This window comes from Acidithiobacillus sp. HP-11 (genome assembly GCF_015100075.1).
Classification (GTDB): Bacteria; Pseudomonadota; Gammaproteobacteria; order Acidithiobacillales; family Acidithiobacillaceae; genus Acidithiobacillus; species Acidithiobacillus thiooxidans.
The window spans coordinates 1-2192 of sequence record NZ_JACKYY010000101.1; the positions used below are offsets into that span (position 1 = coordinate 1).

Below are 2192 nucleotides of genomic sequence, written 5' to 3' on the forward strand. Positions count from 1 at the left end.
CGTGGGCTCGGAGATGTGTATAAGAGACAGGGAAAGGGAGGAGTAAATCGCGTAGCATGGACATCGAACAGGGCCTCTTGCGTTTTATAATCAGAGCGTTAACGATCACTCATTATATCACGGAAGGCGGTTCTATTCATCGTTATCTGGCTGATTCACAATAAATAAAACAAGAAAAATAGGGTAACAAAATAGCGCCAAAATAAGTATAATTCATAGATAAATAATAATATTTAATGACCGACATTTTTGTTAACCATGCCGATTTTCCTCGCGGAAAAACGGTGAAACTTTAGGAACGATAACATGATGCTAAAAGGCACAGCACGAGGGTGGAGCTCCGCACGGGCAGGTTATCTGGTCGATTTCATGCGCGAAAACCGTCAGGCCAATCCGTTGGTCTGTCTGGATGAAATCGAAAAAGTCGGTACCAGCAAACACAATGGCCGCCTTTGGGAAACCCTGCTGACCATGCTGGAACCGACCACCGCCCGCTGCGTCACCGATGAGTATTTGTTGGGACCGGTGGATTATTCGGCCGTCAACTGGGTGGCCACGGCCAATGACCTGCGTGATCTGCCCAAACCCTTGCGCGCGCGTTTTACCATCGTTCGCGTGGACGAACCCGAAAGCCGGGACTTTGATCGTATTTTTACGAACACCCTCCAGGAAATTGCGCGGGATCTGGGCACGGAAACTTGGGCATTGCCTGCATTGCCACCAGAGATTGTCGAGGGCTTGCGGCGGCAGTTTCGGCGCAATCCCGGTTCACTACGGCAACTGGGGGTCACCACACGTTCTTTGCTGCAACTGGAAGCGAGGGCACAGATGGATAACGGAACAGCATCGCGATACTTCCATTGAAGAAAATATGGCACGCTGCGGTGATCAGGATGTCGGGCTGTGGATGCATGGACATACCCACCATGCCGTGGATTACTCCATTGGTGCAGTGCGCATTTTGTCCAATGCCTTCGGCTACCCGAGAGAGGGGACCGGCGTACAGTTGGATCAGGTCATTGCCCTGGAGGAGAAAAATTCATGAACCCGCGTATCATCATGCACCCAGCCAATCTGCAGGGCCGGGACTTTATCGTCGGGGATCTGCATGGTCATCCCGATGTTCTCTATCGGCTCATGGATCAGGTGCGCTTTGATGTCGATACGGATCGCCTGTTCAGCGTGGGCGATCTGGTGGATCGGGGTCCAAACAGTGCCGCAGCACTGGATCTGTTGGATGCGCCCTGGTTTTATCCGGTGCTGGGCAATCACGACGCCATGCTGTTGGCGACCTTGAATCTGGGTTATCTGCGGGAGATGGAGCGGGCCGAATCCCAACGGGCGGCGGACTATGCCGATCTTTTGGGTATTCGTAATTTGTTGTGTATGACCACCTACTTTGTGAGTCGTGTGTTCGGTTTTCAAAATCGTAATATCTTGTGTATGGCGTGTGGCATGTTTACTTTCCGAAATCGTAATGACCTGTGTACGCTGCATTGTGTGCTGTCACATATCCGTTGAACTGGTCAAAGCCTGGATGTCAGTTACCAAAACTGTCACAAAAGGACACTTGCATTTTGGGGTATTCGTAATTTGTCTAAATTCGACTAAATACTTTGGGGTAATCAGCTAGATTTGGAAGCGTTCAGTCTTTAATTTGGATACCGTTAAACCTCTGCCAGAGAGATAGCATCATGATCGTCATACCTAGATTAAAAGTTCCTCTTTTTGCTACAATCTCCATGATTTTGTTGTTTTTGTTATCCTGTTCCTCGCCAGTGTACGCGCTAGGCTTACCCCCTTCTCCGTGGCCAGGACCGGACTTGACATACTCAGAGTCTCAAGTGCTGGCATTCAGTGCTGACGATGGGCACGCCCTGCTTCGCATATTGGAGAAAAGCGCACAACAAGACGATGCCAACGCAATGATGGGGCTAACATTGTATTATCAGCATATCCACCAATTCCAAAAAGCGGTGTTTTGGGCGAAAAAAGGCGCGCATGCCGGAAACCCGCACTCCGAGAGTTATCTTGGTTTTGCCTATTATCATGGACATGGTATTAAGAAAAATGGTTCCTCGCTGTTTTAAGTGGGTAGCTTGAGATCCAGCTTACCCAGTACGAGGTAAGCCATGTTAATAAAATTCTTGTGGGTGCGATAGCCCCGTGCCCTGGATTTGGCGGACTGGAGC

General features: G+C 49.7%; 4 protein-coding genes. All 4 read left to right on the forward strand.

Translation table 11 applies throughout. The features are described 5' to 3' along the window. Positions 1 to 306: 306 nt before the first annotated feature. Positions 307 to 864: an AAA family ATPase gene (locus tag H7F08_RS15170; RefSeq protein ID WP_193640992.1), complete on the forward strand. Its 558-nt coding sequence runs from the start codon at positions 307 to 309 to the stop codon at positions 862 to 864. A 7-nt stretch (positions 865 to 871) separates the two neighbouring features. Continuing rightward, a complete protein-coding gene (locus H7F08_RS15175; RefSeq protein ID WP_193640993.1) occupies positions 872 to 1045 on the forward strand; it encodes a hypothetical protein in 174 nt (57 codons plus the stop codon). Next, complete coding sequence (locus H7F08_RS15180) at positions 1042 to 1521, forward strand: metallophosphoesterase (RefSeq protein ID WP_193640994.1); 480 nt, start codon at positions 1042 to 1044, stop codon at positions 1519 to 1521. The genes H7F08_RS15175 and H7F08_RS15180 overlap by 4 nt, the downstream gene beginning before the upstream one ends. Before the next feature lie 302 nt (positions 1522 to 1823). Beyond that, positions 1824 to 2090 (forward strand): sel1 repeat family protein, encoded by a 267-nt coding sequence (locus H7F08_RS15185; RefSeq protein WP_193640995.1) that lies wholly within the window; start codon positions 1824 to 1826, stop codon positions 2088 to 2090. The last annotated feature ends 102 nt before the right edge of the window (positions 2091 to 2192 follow it).

Excerpts from the sequence above, each read along its gene's own strand:
- H7F08_RS15170 (WP_193640992.1), top strand. The coding sequence starts at position 307 with ATGATGCTAAAAGGCACAGCACGAGGGTGGAGCTCCGCACGGGCAGGT.
- H7F08_RS15175 (WP_193640993.1), top strand. The coding sequence starts at position 872 with ATGGCACGCTGCGGTGATCAGGATGTCGGGCTGTGGATGCATGGACAT.
- H7F08_RS15180 (WP_193640994.1), top strand. The coding sequence starts at position 1,042 with ATGAACCCGCGTATCATCATGCACCCAGCCAATCTGCAGGGCCGGGAC.